The organism is Pseudomonas sp. NBRC 111139 (assembly GCF_001753955.1).
GTDB classification, from domain to species: Bacteria; Pseudomonadota; Gammaproteobacteria; order Pseudomonadales; family Pseudomonadaceae; genus Aquipseudomonas; species Aquipseudomonas alloputida.
Window position 1 is genome coordinate 80,415 of the sequence record NZ_BCBP01000018.1, and the last position, 14,809, is coordinate 95,223.

The following is a 14,809-nucleotide window of genomic DNA, read 5'->3' on the forward strand; positions in this document are numbered from 1 at the left end:
CGAAGGATTCTCACCAGTAGACAGACAGCGCCATGGCGCCGAACAAGCAGACGAACAGGCTCAGGCGCAGCAGCGCCGGGTGCCAGAAGAAGCGGTAGCCATCATGGCTGGCAATGAACCGGTCCAGGCCCCAGGCCAGGCCCAGGGCAAACAGGAACATCAAGGTCATGGTGGGCATGTACACGCCATGGAAGGCGATCTCACGGGGCATGGTGCAGTCCTTTCGCCGGTGCCAGTGGCGACTGTGGGTCCAGCAGGGAAGTACGGATGAAGTGCAGGTAGCTTTGCACGCGGCGCAGCACCGAGGTGTCGAAGTGCCGGGCGAATGGCTCGTCGGTGGCCTGCACGCGGGCGATGGCGTGGTCCACTGCCACCAGTGCGCGCTCGTGGTTGCTGGCGCTGGGCTGCAGGAACAGCCGGGTCAGCGCACGGCCCATGACACGGATTGCCTGGCGCCAGGGCTGCGACTCGGCATAGGCCGGGTGCACCGGGGCGCGGGCTTGCTCCTTGCGCAGCTCGATGACGGCGTGGCCGATCTCCAGCACGGTGAACATCCAGCCCATCAGCTGGCTTTGCACCTGCGGCTTGCCGGCCGCCAGGCCATAGGCCTGGTGCAGCAGGTCGCGGGTGCGGCTTTCGAAGGCCGAGCCCAGGCCGCGCAGGCGGCCGCTGATGGCGAACAGCACCTGCTCGCGCAACGCCTGCTCCAGGCGGCTCCACAACCAGCGGCTGTTGGGCGGCAGGATGATCGCCCCGGCGGCGGCACAGACGAACATGCCGATCACCATGCCGATGTAGTCGTTGATGAAGGTGTACGGGTCATAAACGGTGAGGTTGTTCGGCACCGAGCCAATCGCGAAGAACACCAGCAGGCCGATGCCATAACCGGCGTAGGCAGGGCGCGACGAAAGAAACGCGCCCAGCACGAACACAGGCGCCAGCACCATGCACAGCAGCGGAAAACCGTCGATCCAGGGGAACACGAAGAAGGTTTCGAAGAAGCCGACAAAAGCGCCGATGGCCGTGCCGCAAGCCATCTGGAACGACATGCGCTTGGGGTTGGGTGACGCTGCCGAAAGGCATACGGTGACCGTGGCGATCAGGGTCATCATGGCGCCACTGGGCCAATCGCTGAGCAGCCAGTAACTGCCCAGCAGCAACAGCACTGCCGAGGCGCGCACACCGGCCGCCAGCGATACCAACCAGCTGGTCTGCGCCACGTAGGGCTCGTCCCACTGCTCGCGCTCGTGCTTGTGCGCGGCCAGCGAGGCATGGGTTTCGGCGTAGCTCAACATCTCGTCGACGAAGCGGTACAGCAGCTCGAACGCGGTGTGGAAATCGAGCAGGTCGGATTCGCTGGGGTCCGTTGCCAGGTACTCAGCCCGCAGCCCCCGCACCTGGGCCTGCAGGCCTTCCTTGTAGGCGGCCAGCTCCAGGGTCAGGCGCAGCGCATCGGCGTCAGTCAACGCCCGGCCCACATAGGGCTGCAGCAACTCCACCAGGGTGTTCAGGCCCGGTTCGATGGCACTTACGATCTGCAGCGGGCCACGGGCACGCAGGCGCTCCAGCAAGCGGTGCAAGGCATTGAAGCGCGTGGTGATGGCCATGAACTCGCTGTTCATGCGCACCAGCCGGCCACTGCGACGGCGCATGTGCGGGTCTTCGAAAGCGGTGACGTTGCGCAGGCTCTCGAGGCCCACGGCCTCTGCCACGAAGCGCACGTTGCTGCTCTCGAAGCGGTCCTTTTGACTGTCGCCACGCAGGGCCTCGACCACCACCCCGGCAAACACGCCAAAGCGCTGGTACAGGGCGTTGCGCATTGCGGCACTGGCCGACTGCGGCAGGATCGCGGCACTGACGAAGGTCGACACCAGAATACCCAGGGCGATTTCCAGCGCCCGCCATACCGCTGCCATGAACGCCTGGTCGGGGTGTTGCAGCACCGGCAGGCCGATCATCGCTGCGGTGTAGCCAGCCAGCACGAAACCATAGGCGCGGAAGGTGCGGTAGCGCATGGCACCGGCTGAGCACAGGCCCACCCACAGGGCCAGGCTGGGCAGAAACAGCTCGGTGTTCTGCGGGAAGATGGCGATCAGCGCCACCATCATCGCCGAGCCGGCCAGGGTGCCTAGCACCCGGTAGAAGCTCTTGGCGAACACATGCCCGCTTTGCGGCTGCATGACGATGAACACGGTGATCATGGCCGTGCGCGGTTGCGGCAGCTCCAGGCGCATGGCCAACCACAAGGTAATGAACGCGGCGGCCAGCACCTTGAAGATGTACACCCAGGTCACGCCGTCGGTGCGCGCCCAGGCAAAGAAGCCCCGGCGCCATTCCAGGCTTTGCAGCCAGCGCACGGGCAAACTGGAAGTGCTCATTCGGCGTTATCCGGCTTCTTGTCGAAAATGGCCAGGGTGGCCGGGGTCTTCGGCGCTGCCTGGCGTTCCTCTTTCGGCGCATCCTGACCGGCCTGCAGGCCACCACCCAGGGCGGTGACCAGCTCGGCATGGGCAATCAGGCGGGCGGCCTGCACCTGCTGCTGCACCTGCTGCTGGCGGAACAGCAAGGTCTGCGCGTTGAGTACGTTCAGGTAGTCGGTAAGGCCGCGCTGGAACGCGACCATGGCGATGTCGTAGGTTTTCTGCGCGGCAGCAACCGATTCGGCGGCGAAGTGCGACTGTTCTTTCATCGACTCGCGGCGGATCAACTGGTCGGAGATGTTCTTCAGTGCACCAACCACGGTCTGGTTGTAGCGGGCCACCGCCACGTCATACCCCGCCGAGGCCACGCCCAGTTCTGAGCGCAGGCGCCCACCGTCAAAGATCGGCAAGCTGATGGCCGGGCCGACGTTGTAGTTGAACTTGCGCCCGGTCAGGAATTCCAGCGGGCCACCGCCGGTGGCCATGAAGCCCAGGCTGCCGACCAGGTCGACGTTGGGGAAGAAGCCGGCGTGAGCGACGTCGATGCCACGCGCCTGGGCAGCCACCTGCCAGCGGCTGGCAACCACATCAGGCCGCTGGCCAACCAGTTCGGCGGGCAGGTTCGAAGGCAGTTTCAGCGGCGCGGCCAAGGCCAGGGCCGGGCGCTGCAACTGCGCGCCTTCCCCCGGGCCCTTGCCGGCCAGTGCGGCCAGCTGGTTGCGGGTCAGGGCAATTTCTTCGTCGAGGCTGTCGAGCTGACGGTGGGTTTCCGGCAGCGGCGCTTCGGCCTGGCTGACTTCGAAATGGGTGCCGATACCGGCATCCAGGCGACGCTTGGCCAGGGCCAGGATCTGCTCCTGCTGTTCCAGTTCGGCCTTGACGATATCGCGCTGGGCAAAATGCAGGCTCAGCTGGATGTAGGCACGCACCACATTGTTCTGCAGTTCCAGCTGCGCCTGACGGGCTTCGGCCACGCTCATGTGCGCCTGGTCCACGGCCTGCTCGCTGGCATTGCGCTCGCGCCCCCAGAGGTCAAGGGCGTAGCTGAAACCGATGGCGGCGTTGTTGTCCCAGGTGTTGGCACCCGACAACGCGCCGGGGCCATAAAACTGGTCTTCAGGCCAGTTGTGGCGCTTGAGCGTTGCCTGGCCGTTGGCCTGGAGCTTTTCCGCCGACTCGACCACACCGGCCATGGCCTTGGCTTCGCGAACCCGCGCCGCAGCCATGGCCAGGCTCGGGCTACCGGCCACGGCCAGGGCAATCCAGCGGTCCAGCTGCGGGTCGCCATAGGCGTGCCACCACTGCTGGTCGGGCCAGTGAGCGTCGGTCGCGGCTTCGCGAATGGCCGCATCGGTGGTCAAGGTATTGGCTTGCAGCGTCTTGCTTTGCGGGGCAATGCCCCAGGTTCCGATACAGCCGCTCAAGGTGAGGGCAAGGGCACAGGCACTGAACGCCTTGAGCGTTCTGATGATGCGACGCGGCACAGCTGCGATTTCCCGAGGAAGAGGTGAAGGGGCCGGGCAATTCTAGGGGGCAGCAGCACTGGCGATAAGCACAGATTCCTGCGAATCTTTGTTACCAAAACAGCGATAATCCGCCTTTGGTCGAAGGCAACTTTTTCTCTTTTCTAAGTTACTTCGTGACACAATTTTGTCCTCTACCTCGAGAGTGACCCATGGACACCCTGCAAAACATGCGTGCTTTCAGTTGCGTAGCCCAACTCGGCAGCTTCACTGCCGCTGCGGCGCAACTGGATACGACCACCGCGAACGTGTCGCGGGCGGTCTCCAATCTGGAAGCCCATCTGCAAACAAGGCTGCTCAACCGTACCACCCGCCGCATTGCGCTGACCGAAGCCGGCAAGCGCTACCTGATGCGTTGCGAACAGATTCTTACCTACGTCGAAGAAGCCGAGGCCGAAGCCAGCGACGCCCATGCGCGCCCGGCCGGGCAGTTGAAGGTGCATTCGATGACTGGGGTCGGCCAGCACTTCGTGGTCGATGCCATCGCCCGCTACCGCGAAACGCACCCGGACGTGACCTTCGATTTGACCATGGCCAACCGCGTGCCCGACCTGCTCGACGAGGGTTATGACGTCTCCATCGTGCTGGCCACCGAACTGCCCGACTCGGGGTTCGTTTCGCAGCGCCTGGGCATCACCTACAGCATTGTCTGTGCCTCGCCCGCTTACATCGCCCAGCATGGCGTGGCGCACAAGCCTGCCGACCTGCTCAAGCACGCCTGCCTGCGCATGGTCAGCCCGGTCATACCGCTGGAGAAATGGCTGTTCGATGGCCCGGAAGGCCAAGAGATGGTCAACATCACCAGTTCGCCGTTCATGGTGAACACCGCCGATGCCATGAAGACTGCGATCCGCAGTGGCATGGGCGTAGGCGTGCTGCCGATCTATTCGGCTATCGAGGGCCTGCGGGACGGTAGCCTGGTTCGCGTGCTGCCCGAGTATCGCCTGCAGGAGCTGAACCTGTATGCCATCTATCCATCGCGGCAGTATCTGGATGCCAAGATCAAGACCTGGGTCGAGTACCTGCGCAACTCGCTGCCAGAGATTCTTGCCGCGCATGAGGCAGACCTGAAAACCCATCAGGTGCTGATCGCCAACTAAAAAGCTGCTGCATTGCGGGGGCGGACAATGGTAGGTTGCTAACCATTGATTTCGCCTGTTCCGGCCCCTTCGCGGGCAAGCCCGCTCCTACAAGGCACCGCGCCCCCCGTAGGAGCGGGCTTGCCCGCGAAAAAGCCAGCACAGCCCCCACCCCGCCTAGCAGAGAAGTTGCCCGATGAAAAAGACCGTCCTGGCCTTCAGCCGTATCACCCCGGCCATGGCCGAGCGCCTGCAGCAAGACTTCAACGTGATTCTGCCCAACCCCAAGCTCGGCGACATCAACGCCCAGTTCAACGAAGCCCTGCCTGAAGCCCATGGTCTGATCGGCGTTGGCCGCAAGCTCGGCCGGGCGCAGCTTGAAGGCGCGGCCAGGCTGGAGGTGGTGTCCAGCGTGTCGGTCGGCTATGACAACTACGACCTCGACTACTTCAACGAGCGCGGCATCGCCCTGACCAACACCCCCGACGTGCTGACCGAAAGCACCGCCGACCTGGGCTTTTCACTGATCATGGGCTGCGCCCGGCGCACCGCCGAGCTGGATGCCTGGACCAAGGCCGGCAACTGGCAGGCTACCGTGGGCCCGGCCCACTTCGGCAGCGATGTACATGGCAAGACCCTGGGTATTGTCGGCATGGGCAACATTGGTGCAGCAGTGGCACGCCGTGGCCGCTTCGGCTTCAACATGCCGATCCTGTACAGCGGCAACAGCCGCAAGACTGCGCTGGAGCAGGAGCTGGGCGCACAGTTCCGCAGCCTGGATCAGTTGCTTGCCGAAGCCGACTTCGTGGTGATCGTGGTGCCGCTGTCTGATGCCACCCGCAAGCTGATTAGCAGCCGCGAGCTGAAGCTGATGAAGCCGAGTGCGTTCCTGATCAACATTGCCCGTGGGCCGGTGGTGGATGAGGCGGCGCTGATCGAGGCGCTGCAGAACGGCACCCTTCGCGGCGCAGGCCTGGATGTGTACGAGAAAGAACCGCTGAGCGACTCGCCGCTGTTCAAGCTGCCCAATGCGCTGACCTTGCCGCACATTGGCTCGGCCACTGCCGAAACCCGTGAGGCCATGGCCAACCGGGCGATCGACAACCTGCGTGCGGCGCTGCTGGGCGAGCGGCCGCGGGACCTGGTGAACCCGCAGGTGTGGAAGGGTTGACCGTTCTGGAGTGCCTGGGCCGGCCTCTTCGCGGGTAAACCCGCGCCTACAATTTGGAATGCCTGTGCTGGCCTCTTCGCGGGTAAACCCGCGCCTACAAAGGGTGTGCACAGCCCTGTAGGAGCGGGTTTACCCGCGAAAGGGCCGGCCCAGGCAACCCATCACCTATTTGGCTACCACAACACCCCCAGCCACCCTGGGCCGGGGCTTGCGAAACACCAGCACATTCCCCGCCATCACCGCCACCAAGCCGAGCAAGGCCGGCGCCGTCCATTGGTAACCCTCAGCCACCGCCGACACATTCAACGCCACCAACGGGAACAGCACCGTGCAGTAAGCAGCCCGCTCCGGGCCCAGGCGCCCGACCAACGTCAGGTAGGCAGTGAAGGCAATCACCGACCCCGGCACCACCAGGTACAGCAGCGAACCGATATAGCGCGCATTCCACTCCATGCTGAACGGCACGCCGCTGACCACACAGAACACCGCCAGCATCACCGCCCCATAGACCATGCCCCAGGCATTGGTGGTCATCGGCTTGAGGCCGGCCTTCTGCTGCATGCTCGACAGCAGGTTGCCGGCCGAGAAGCACAGCGTGCCGAACAGGGCTAAACCAAGGCCGTACAGGGTTTCGCGGCTGGCTGCGTGATGCGACAGCTCCGGCCAGAACAGCAGGCCCAGGCCAAGCAAGCCCAAGGCACCACCGCCAAGCACATTGCTGGCGATTTTCTGGCCGAAGAAAATACGAGCGTTAAGCGCGTTCCACAGTGTCGCGGTGGAGAACACCACCGCGATCAGGCCGCTGGCGATCCACTGGCTGGCGCTGAGGAAGCAGATGAAGTTGACGCAGAACAGGCACAGGCCCTGGGCCAGGCAAATCTGGTGGCCACGGCGGTTCATGGGTTGCAGCCGGCGCGTAAGCAACAGGAAAGCAAACAGGATCAGCCCGGCCAGGGCGAAGCGGTAGACGATCGACACTGGGATCGCGACCACACCCAACTGGAGTTTCAGGGCGATCCAGGTGGTGCCCCAGATCAGGACGGTGAGCAGGTAGAGTGACAGGTTCATGGTGGCGGTTCCTTGGGCCTTTGGAAATCGGTGCCCGGCGCTTCGCGGGTAAACCCGCTCCTACAGGGATCACCAGTGTTCTTTCGATCAGCCTCTGTCTGCTTGCACGAACTTGCGCTTTTCTTGCGCCGGTAGCTGTCACTCGGTCCAGGGCGCAGTAGGATGGCAGGCAAGAGGAACCGCCAATGACGCCACTCACCCAGTTGCAAGTGTTCAACGCCATGCATGCCTCGCCCAACGCCAGGCTGGAGCTGAGCGCGCACCTGGGCGACGGACTGGCGGCAGCGTTGTGGAGCAACCGTGACGATGCGCGCGACTACCAGGCGCCTAGCCATCACACCCTGTCGTGCTACATCGCCGACGGCACCGGCACCTTCCGCCGCCAGCGCCCGGCCGACAAAGGTGCGCCCGACAAGCTGTGCGTGATGCCGGCCGGGCAGGAATCGAACTGGGTCGTCAATGGCGCGATCCGCCTGGCACACCTGTATATCAGCGAGGCGCAGTTCGCCCTGGGCTGTGTACGCCTGCTCGACCGGGAACCGCGCGAGCTGCAACTGCAGGAAGCGACCTTTCTGGACGACCCGCAGCAGGCTGCCCGCTTCCGTCAATTGATCCAGCTGGACTGGGACGAGCCCGGCGAGCGCCTGCTGGCCAGCAGCCTGGCGCACGAGATCGTTGACCATGCGCTGCTCAGCCAGGTCGGGTTGCGCCAAGGCCTGCGCCTGAAAGGCGGGCTGGCGCCAAACCTGCGCCGACAGCTGGTCGACTACCTCGAGGCACACCTGGATCAGCCCATCACCCTGGAAGAGCTGGCGCTGCGCTGCAATCTGTCCGCATACCACTTTGCGCGCATGTTCCGCGCCAGTTTCGGGCTCCCGCCGCACCAATATCTGCTGGCCCGGCGGCTGCACCGGGCGTGCCAGTTGTTGCGGCTGGGTGTAATGCCGCTGGGGGAGATTGCCTTGTTGTGCGGGTTTGCCAGTGCCAGCCATTTCAGCAACCGGTTTCGCCAAGCCCTGGGGGCCACACCTGGCGAATACCGCAAGGCCTTTTTCATCTGAAACCGGGCCGCTCTGCGGCCCCATTTGCCTAGAACTCGAAGGTGCTCGACAAACTGACCTGCCGCGCATCGCCAATCGCCACAAAGTACTGGTTCACCGCCGAGCTGTAATACACCTTGTCGAACAGGTTCTTCACGTTCAGTTGCAGGCGCACGTTGTGTTCGTCGAGTTTGGTTTCATAAGTGGCAAACGCATCGGCAACGGTATAGCTCGGCAGGTCGAAGGTATTGGTCGCGTTACCCGAACGCTCGCCCACATAACGGGCGCCGGCACCGAAGCGCAGCCGGTCACCCCCGAACAGGCTGCCAAAGTCATACACCGCCGACAGCGAGCCGCTGTGGCGGGCCACGTTCTGCAGGCGGTTGCCCTCAAGATCAGGGTCCTTGGTGACCTTGGCATCGGTCAGTGCATAGCTGCCGATCAGGCTCCAGCGCTCGCTGAGCTGGCCGGTCACGTCGAGTTCTACACCGCGTGAACTGACCTCACCCGCATTGCTGTAGACCGTCTCGCTTGTGACGGCGTCAAAGTTCGAGACCAGTACATTGCGCTTGGTGATATCGAACAACGCCAGGGTGCCCGTGATGCGGCCTGGCATGTCGAGCTTGGCGCCCAGCTCCCACGCCTTGCCCTCCTCAGGTGCTACCGAGGAATCGAGCACGACATTGCCGGTCAGCGGCGCGATGGTCGAGTTGGGCTTGAACGACTCGCTGTAGCTGCCATAGAACGAGAGCTGGTCGTCGACTTTGTAAACGATACCGGCGTGGGGCACCCAAGCCTGGCCACTGATGTCGGTATTGGCCTTGAACGGGCGACCGCGGCCAGCGTACTGGTCGTACTGCTGGAAACGCGCACCTGCAACAAGGATCCAGTGCTCATCGAGGTGCAGCGCGTCCTGCACGAACAGCGCATCGGTGCGCAGCTTGTCGGTCTGGTCGCTGTCGCTGGCTCGTACGTTGGTGCCCTCCACTTCCTGCCCGTAGACCGGGTCCAGATAACTGAACGTGGACTGTGGTGTCTGGCGAATCAGGTCACCGCGAAAGATCTTGCGGTCTTCATGGTCGATGCCGAACAGCAGGTCATGCTGCATCCCCGCCAGCTCGACATTGCCATTGAAGCTCAGGGTCACGAACTGGTCACGGCTCATGGCGTTGTGGGTGCCGTCGATGCTGCGTGTCAGCGTGCCTTGGGTTTCGTTGACGCCGGTCACGCGAACCTGGCTGGCATCGTAGGTCTCACGATTGAAGCTGTAGCCAAAGTGCAGCTTCCAGTCATCGGCCAGCTGATGGTCGACTTCCAGGCGATACAGGTCGGAGCGCCCTTCCATGTCGTTGAACGGCTCGTCCAGGCGGCGCGTGGTAGGGATGTTCAGCGGGTGGCCGTTGTTGCCGAACGCGGTGCCACGGTCAAAGGGATAGAGAAACTCACGGTGCTCGTAGGCCAGCACCACCTGGGTGTCTTCGCCCAGCCAGGCCAGCGACGGCGCCACCAGCGATTCGCGGTGCACGCCGTAGTTGCGCCAGTAGTCCTCGTCTTCGTGGTCGACGACCAGGCGGTAGGCGAAGTTGCTGTCACCCAGTGCGCCCGTGCTGTCGAGCCCGCCACCGCTGCCGTTCTTGCCGCTGCCATAGGTCGAGCCGCGCACCGTCAGGGCGTTGTACTGCTGCAACTGCGGACGCTTGCTGACCACGTTGATGACCCCACCCGGGTCCTGGATACCGTACAGCAGCGAGGCAGGGCCCTTGAGCACTTCGACCCGCTCGGTGCTGGCGTTGAGGTTGCGACCCTGCACCACGGGCATGCCATCGCGCATGATCGAGCCGTCGCGGTTGTCGCCAAAGCCACGTTTCATCACCGTGTCGGATGTGCCGCCGAAGTTGTTGCCCTGGGTAATGCCGCTGACGTTGGCCAGGGCGTCATCGAGGTTGCGCGGGGCCTGGTCGCGGATAACCTGGGCCGGTACCACGTTGATTGCCTGAGGGATGTCCTGGTTCGGGCCCTGCCCGCGCATGATCGAAGCGCTGGCCGGGGGCTGGTAGCTGTAGTCGTCCAGTTGCGAGGTCACGGTGGTGGCCTGCAGGTTGAGGGCACCGGAGGTGTCTGCAGGTTCGAGGGTCAGGGTACGTGCGTCGACGCGGCGCCAGGCCAGCCCAGCGTTGCCCAGCAGTTGTTGCAGCGCCTGCTCGGCGCTGAACCGACCCTTCAGCGCTGGCGCTTGCACGCCCGGCAGCTCGAGGGTGTAGACCACGCTCTGGCCAGTGGTGCGGCTGAAGGCGTTCAGGGCCTGGGCCAGGGGTTGGGCCGGCTGGGCGAAGGCATAGGCCTGCAGCTGCTCGGCCGCGGTTGCCAGGGGGGCGACAGCGAAGGCCGGGAGCGCAGCAAGGCCGAACCAGAGAGGGACGCAACGCGGGGAGAACTTCATGGACGCTGACCTGTGAGGGGGTGATTATTGCGAATCAATCGCACTTTCACTCAATACACGGATGCCACGTGCTGTTACCTCACCTGTGCCTGGAAATATTTTTGTTGTGGCGACCTCTTCGCGGGTAAACCCGCTCCTACGGGGGGGTTACCCGTGAAGAGGCTGGCACAGGCAACTACCGAATCAGGGTCAAACGCCCCAACACGGTCTGCCGTGAAAAACCCATCACCTTGCCCAGCGAATCCAGCGCCAGCAGCGGCTCGGCCACCGGGAAGCTGCCGCTGACCTTGCGCTGCCCCAGGTCACCATCGAGCAACAGGATACGCCCCGGGTAATATCGCCCAAGGTCTTCGATCACCTGCGCCAGCGGCACCTGGTAATAGTTCAGCCACCCCTGGCGCCAGGCCAGGCGGTTGTCACTGTCCACCGCCAGGGTGTCGCCTACCCTGCCTGCGCGGTAGGTTAGCTGCTGGTTGGCAGTCAGTTCTCGCGCCACAGTGCCCTGCGCGGGGCTGACGCCCACACGCCCACTGCGCACCGTCACCTGGGCACCCTCGCCTTGCTCACGCACCTCGAACTGGGTGCCGAGCACCCGCACTTCGCCGCCGGCAGCTTCCACCAGGAACGGCTCACCGGTATGGGTAACCTCGAAGAACGCCGCGCCATGCAGCAACCGCACACGGCGCTCACCCTGGGCGAAATCGACCGCAATGGCGCTACCGGCATCAAGCGTCACCTGTGACTGGTCGGCCAAGGTCACCTGGCGAATCTGCCCGGCACTGCGGTAGTCCGCCTGCAGGTCCTGCAACCAGTACCCCGGGTGCCAGCCACCAGCGACGCCCACGGCCAGCACCAGGCAGGCAGCCAACGCCAGCCCTGCCACCCGCCGCCACCCGCCACCCGCCGGCGGTCTGGCCATGGCATCGAGGTAGCGCTGCAGTGCGTCCTGTTCTTCGTCCGCCAGCCGCGCCGCCGGGGCGGCGCTTTTCTGCCACAGCACCTGGGCCTGTTCGTAGGCTGCGCGGTGTGCGGGGTCGGCCAGCAACCAGCGCTTGAATGCCGCCCCTTCGGCTTGCCCGGGTTGCTCGTTGATCCGGTTGAACCATTGCAGGGCAGCCTGAAACTGCGCTTCGGTGATCGGCGGTAAACGGCTCATCGACGGGCGCTCCCTGACCGGCGTGGGGTGGACGCGGGCTCGGCAACACTCGCCTTGCACGCTTCAAGGGCGCGCATCATATGCTTTTCCACGGCGCTCTGTGACAGCTGCATGGCTTTGGCGATCTCGCTGTACTTGCAGCCGTGAATGCGGTTGAGCAGGAAGATCTGCCGGGTGCGCTCGGGCAAGGCACGCAAGGTGGCCTCGATACGCTGCAAGTCGTGGTCGACCTCCACGGCCTGCTCAGGGGCCTGGGCCAGGCTCGCCTCGCTCACCGGCACAGCGGCTTCGGCCACGCGTTCGCGGCTACTCTCGCTGCGCAGGTGGTCTATGGCCAGGTTGCCCGCGCAACGCAGCAGGTAAGTGTCCAGCGCCTCGACCTTGACCTCGGGGCGACGCCAGAAACGCAGGAACAACTCCTGGACCAGGTCCGAAGCGGTGGCGCGGCAGCCGACCCGACGGCTTACCAACGCCTCCATACGCGCACGCTGGGCCTGGAACACCTGGACGAAACGTGCACGTGCGCCTGCGCTGTCAGCGTCAGGTTCGATGATATCCCTCGGCTCGCTCACAGGGATCACGCAGCAGATACGGCCAGCATGGGGCCCAGCACCACGCTGACGGCAGCCAGGCCCAGCAGCAGACGAGGCTGGTACGGCAGGCCGAACACCCACAGTGTTACCCCGGCCATCATCACTGCGGTCCACTCCACCAGGCCGAGGGCCCAGCCACGCAGGTACACGCTGAGCACCAGCGACAGCATCAGCAGCAGCCAACCTGCAACACGTAACAGGAGCAAGTGCCTGGGGCTTGGCTTGCGCCCGAGCAAGTCGCTGAAGTGCTTTTCCATCGCCAGGCACAGGGCAACGAAGCCCGCAAAGGCAATCAGTGCGTTACCCAGCATCAGCTCACCTCCACCGTTTCAATGCTCGACTTTTTTGTCGCACGCGCCGCGCGCTTGGCTACGGGGGTTGGGCTGGCCAGCATCTTGTGGGCCAGCCAGGCCAGAAACAGGCCAGTCCCCAAGGCTGTCAGATCGAAGCCGGCCATGGCCCAGTCACCCTCCAGTACCGAATGGTTCAAGCCCCGGTCAGTCGTCAGGCCATTGAGCAACGGCAGCAGGGAGAAGGCCAGCGCGCCCAGCACCAGTTGCTCGCCCCAGGCCTTGCGCCCGCTACGCAGCACGGCGTGCACCAGCGACAGGCCCCAGGCGATGAAGAAAGCATTGACCTCCCAGTCGGCCCGGCCTTCGACAGCCATGGGCACCAGGCGGTTGGCCCAGAAGAAGCTCGCCACCGCCAGCAACAAGCCACTCATGCTGGCCATATTGAGCACTTCGACCAGGCGCAGCTCCCCTGGCACAGCTCCGCTCTTGGCGTGCTTGAGCTGGCGCTTGCCCAACCACATCACCAACCCGGTACCAATCACCGCCGTACCGGCCACACCAAAGAAGAAATACAGCCAGCGCAGCCAAGGCCCGGCAAAGTTACCCATGTGCAGGCCGGCGAAACTGAAGGCGGTCATCATTAAACCGCTCTCCGGCTTGCCCTGGCTCAACAGCGCACCACTGGCCCCATCGAATGTCCAGTTGGCGCTACGCCGATAAGCCACGTGGTCGGCTGCCGATTGGGTGAAGGTGACGCGGGCATTGCTGTCGCCCGGGTTTTGCACCTGGATGCTGCCAACACGCGCCCCCGGCTGCAGCGCCTGCACCTTGGCGTACAGGCTCGGCAACGCTACCAGCGGCGTGGCCACTTGGGCCGCCTTGGGCGCATCGTTGCGGCCAAACAGGTCATTGAAGTACTTGTCGGTGTCATTGCCGTAGCTGGCCATGATGCCCGCCGGCATCACCATGTACATGAACAGCACCAGGCTGCTGTAGCTGATCATCAAGTGGAACGGCAGCACCAGCACGCCGATGGCATTGTGCCCGTCCAGCCAGGAACGCTGCCCCTTGCCAGGGCGGAAGGTGAAAAACTCCTTGAAGATCTTCTTGTGGGTAATGATGCCGGTGACCAACCCCAGCAGCATGATGAAAGCGCAGAACGTCGAGAGCCAACGGCCAACCGGGTAAGGCATCTGAAGCTGGAAGTGGAAGCGGTAGAAGAACTCACCACCGCGGCTGTCACGTGCGTCCACCGGCTGGCCGGTCTGGGTATCGAGGGTTTTCCTGACAAAGCCACGCGGGCCGCCACTGGGGTCGCGGTAGCCCACACTCAAGGCGGCCTCCCGTTCGTTCGGCATGCGAATGAACCAGGTACTCGAATGCCCTGCATTGTCCTGCAGGTAACGTTGAGCTACCGCCAGGCTATTGATCGGGTCCAGGGCATGGCTGCGCACTTCAGGCTGCGACCAATGAGTGATTTCTTCCTTGAAGTACGAAAGCGTGCCGGTAAGGAAGATGGCGAACAACAGCCAGCCGAAGATCAGGCCGGTCCAGGTGTGCAGCCAGGCCATGGCCTGGCGGAAGCCTTCTTTCATGCGTTTTTCATCCAGTAGGCAACGCCGCTGATCACGCCCAGCAGCAGGCTTGGCGCCAATACGCCCAACCAGGCACGCCAGGCGCTGCGGCAGGCGAAACACCAGATGAACGCCAGCAGGTAGAAGACGAACGACAGCAGCAGGCCGGTGAGCGTGGCATCGACCTTGGGCAGTGGCGCCAGCAAGGCAATACAGACGCTCGCGAGGGACGCCAGCAGATAGCCGCCCAGCAGCGCGGCCAGGCTACGGGATGTCACGGCCAGGCGATAGCTGAGCGGGAGGCCGGCGGTTTTGCGCGTCATGGCGAGGTCCGGGCGTTCTTGGGGCTGCAATAATAATGATTTCAATTCTCATAAGCAAAGCCCAGCCCCCGCTACCCATTTGGCCGTACGAGCCACGCGTCACGGTAAGCCCATTTGCAACAAGAAATT

13 protein-coding genes are annotated in these 14,809 nt (G+C 64.0%); 3 read left to right on the forward strand and 10 right to left on the reverse strand.

Going from position 1 to position 14,809, the window contains the following annotated elements:
• Positions 1-10: 10 nt before the first annotated feature.
• From BJQ17_RS03980 to BJQ17_RS03990, 3 genes are read right to left on the reverse strand one after another with little or no spacing between them, the layout of a single operon-like run.
• Positions 11-211, reverse strand: coding sequence for a DUF1656 domain-containing protein (locus BJQ17_RS03980; RefSeq protein ID WP_003251718.1), 201 nt, complete (start codon positions 209-211; stop codon positions 11-13).
• On the reverse strand, positions 201-2,378 hold the full coding sequence (locus BJQ17_RS03985; RefSeq protein WP_003251716.1) for an FUSC family protein: 2,178 nt from the start codon (positions 2,376-2,378) through the stop codon (positions 201-203). Before BJQ17_RS03985 ends, BJQ17_RS03980 begins: the two co-directional genes overlap by 11 nt.
• Positions 2,375-3,904, reverse strand: coding sequence for an efflux transporter outer membrane subunit (locus BJQ17_RS03990; RefSeq protein WP_054889257.1), 1,530 nt, complete (start codon positions 3,902-3,904; stop codon positions 2,375-2,377). Before BJQ17_RS03990 ends, BJQ17_RS03985 begins: the two co-directional genes overlap by 4 nt.
• A 191-nt stretch (positions 3,905-4,095) precedes the next feature.
• On the opposite strand from BJQ17_RS03990, the gene BJQ17_RS03995 reads away from it, so the two are divergent.
• Together BJQ17_RS03995 and BJQ17_RS04000 are read left to right on the forward strand one after the other, a co-directional pair.
• Positions 4,096-5,043 carry a LysR family transcriptional regulator gene (locus BJQ17_RS03995; RefSeq protein WP_003251712.1) on the forward strand — a complete coding sequence of 316 codons (948 nt, stop codon included), beginning with the start codon at positions 4,096-4,098 and terminating at the stop codon, positions 5,041-5,043.
• 175 nt (positions 5,044-5,218) lie between these two features.
• Positions 5,219-6,193: a D-glycerate dehydrogenase gene (locus BJQ17_RS04000; protein ID WP_004575357.1), complete on the forward strand. Its 975-nt coding sequence runs from the start codon at positions 5,219-5,221 to the stop codon at positions 6,191-6,193.
• 165 nt (positions 6,194-6,358) lie between these two features.
• Here the strand turns inward: BJQ17_RS04000 and BJQ17_RS04005 are convergent, their stop codons facing one another.
• On the reverse strand, positions 6,359-7,261 hold the full coding sequence (locus tag BJQ17_RS04005) for a DMT family transporter (RefSeq protein ID WP_004575358.1): 903 nt from the start codon (positions 7,259-7,261) through the stop codon (positions 6,359-6,361).
• 185 nt (positions 7,262-7,446) lie between these two features.
• On the opposite strand from BJQ17_RS04005, the gene BJQ17_RS04010 reads away from it, so the two are divergent.
• Positions 7,447-8,322, forward strand: a complete 876-nt coding sequence (locus BJQ17_RS04010) for a helix-turn-helix domain-containing protein (RefSeq protein WP_004575359.1) — start codon at positions 7,447-7,449, stop codon at positions 8,320-8,322.
• 28 nt (positions 8,323-8,350) lie between these two features.
• On the opposite strand, the gene BJQ17_RS04015 is transcribed toward BJQ17_RS04010, so the two are convergent.
• From BJQ17_RS04015 to BJQ17_RS04040, 6 genes are all read right to left on the reverse strand, one after another.
• Positions 8,351-10,741, reverse strand: a complete 2,391-nt coding sequence (locus BJQ17_RS04015; RefSeq protein ID WP_070095551.1) for a TonB-dependent siderophore receptor — start codon at positions 10,739-10,741, stop codon at positions 8,351-8,353.
• Positions 10,742-10,916: 175 nt separating this feature from the next.
• The gene (locus tag BJQ17_RS04020) at positions 10,917-11,897 is read right to left on the reverse strand and encodes a FecR domain-containing protein (RefSeq protein WP_003251699.1); all 981 of its coding nucleotides are present in this window, start codon (positions 11,895-11,897) and stop codon (positions 10,917-10,919) included.
• Positions 11,894-12,469: an RNA polymerase sigma factor gene (locus BJQ17_RS04025; protein WP_070095567.1), complete on the reverse strand. Its 576-nt coding sequence runs from the start codon at positions 12,467-12,469 to the stop codon at positions 11,894-11,896. The genes BJQ17_RS04020 and BJQ17_RS04025 overlap by 4 nt, the downstream gene beginning before the upstream one ends.
• 5 nt (positions 12,470-12,474) lie before the next feature.
• Positions 12,475-12,801, reverse strand: coding sequence for a DUF3325 domain-containing protein (locus tag BJQ17_RS04030; RefSeq protein ID WP_004575362.1), 327 nt, complete (start codon positions 12,799-12,801; stop codon positions 12,475-12,477).
• Complete coding sequence (locus BJQ17_RS04035) at positions 12,801-14,378, reverse strand: PepSY domain-containing protein (RefSeq protein ID WP_070095552.1); 1,578 nt, start codon at positions 14,376-14,378, stop codon at positions 12,801-12,803. The genes BJQ17_RS04030 and BJQ17_RS04035 overlap by 1 nt, the downstream gene beginning before the upstream one ends.
• Positions 14,375-14,680, reverse strand: a complete 306-nt coding sequence (locus tag BJQ17_RS04040) for a DUF3649 domain-containing protein (RefSeq protein WP_003251691.1) — start codon at positions 14,678-14,680, stop codon at positions 14,375-14,377. The genes BJQ17_RS04035 and BJQ17_RS04040 overlap by 4 nt, the downstream gene beginning before the upstream one ends.
• Positions 14,681-14,809 lie beyond the last annotated feature (129 nt).

What these genes read in the sequence shown, in the direction of transcription:
- BJQ17_RS04015 (WP_070095551.1), bottom strand. Translation starts at nt 10,741, where the DNA reads ATGAAGTTCTCCCCGCGTTGCGTCCCTCTCTGGTTCGGCCTTGCTGCG.
- BJQ17_RS04020 (WP_003251699.1), bottom strand. Translation starts at nt 11,897, where the DNA reads ATGAGCCGTTTACCGCCGATCACCGAAGCGCAGTTTCAGGCTGCCCTG.
- BJQ17_RS03995 (WP_003251712.1), top strand. Translation starts at nt 4,096, where the DNA reads ATGGACACCCTGCAAAACATGCGTGCTTTCAGTTGCGTAGCCCAACTC.
- BJQ17_RS03980 (WP_003251718.1), bottom strand. Translation starts at nt 211, where the DNA reads ATGCCCCGTGAGATCGCCTTCCATGGCGTGTACATGCCCACCATGACC.
- BJQ17_RS04000 (WP_004575357.1), top strand. Translation starts at nt 5,219, where the DNA reads ATGAAAAAGACCGTCCTGGCCTTCAGCCGTATCACCCCGGCCATGGCC.
- BJQ17_RS04030 (WP_004575362.1), bottom strand. Translation starts at nt 12,801, where the DNA reads ATGCTGGGTAACGCACTGATTGCCTTTGCGGGCTTCGTTGCCCTGTGC.
- BJQ17_RS03985 (WP_003251716.1), bottom strand. Translation starts at nt 2,378, where the DNA reads ATGAGCACTTCCAGTTTGCCCGTGCGCTGGCTGCAAAGCCTGGAATGG.
- BJQ17_RS04040 (WP_003251691.1), bottom strand. Translation starts at nt 14,680, where the DNA reads ATGACGCGCAAAACCGCCGGCCTCCCGCTCAGCTATCGCCTGGCCGTG.
- BJQ17_RS04010 (WP_004575359.1), top strand. Translation starts at nt 7,447, where the DNA reads ATGACGCCACTCACCCAGTTGCAAGTGTTCAACGCCATGCATGCCTCG.
- BJQ17_RS04035 (WP_070095552.1), bottom strand. Translation starts at nt 14,378, where the DNA reads ATGAAAGAAGGCTTCCGCCAGGCCATGGCCTGGCTGCACACCTGGACC.
- BJQ17_RS04005 (WP_004575358.1), bottom strand. Translation starts at nt 7,261, where the DNA reads ATGAACCTGTCACTCTACCTGCTCACCGTCCTGATCTGGGGCACCACC.